Genomic DNA, 235 nt, shown 5'->3' on the forward strand with positions numbered 1-235 from the left:
GAATTTGGTTCCAACGCTACCAATCGATCAAATCGCTTAAAGGTGTTGTTCACTCCAATCACCCCATGGCTCAAAACCAGCAATCTGGCCAAGTCCGCCAATGGCATCATTGCTCTTGATTTAATATCAAATTCATTTTTATGCTCTCCTGACTTTTCCACCACAAAATCTTTGAAAAAACCAAGAGGGGGTGGATTCATCAGCGCATTGTTTGCTAGGAAATTCAGGAAAACCT

Annotated in this window: 1 protein-coding gene; it reads right to left on the reverse strand. The window is 41.7% G+C overall.

Features of this window, described 5'->3' with window-relative positions; all coding sequences use genetic code 11:
* A partial coding sequence (locus tag JEM65_RS22115; RefSeq protein WP_306465112.1) for a putative nucleotidyltransferase substrate binding domain-containing protein occupies positions 1-200 on the reverse strand: 200 nt, incomplete at its 3' end.
* Positions 201-235: the final 35 nt, after the last annotated feature.

This window comes from Gelidibacter salicanalis (genome assembly GCF_016469035.1).
Taxonomy (GTDB): Bacteria; Bacteroidota; Bacteroidia; order Flavobacteriales; family Flavobacteriaceae; genus Gelidibacter; species Gelidibacter salicanalis_A.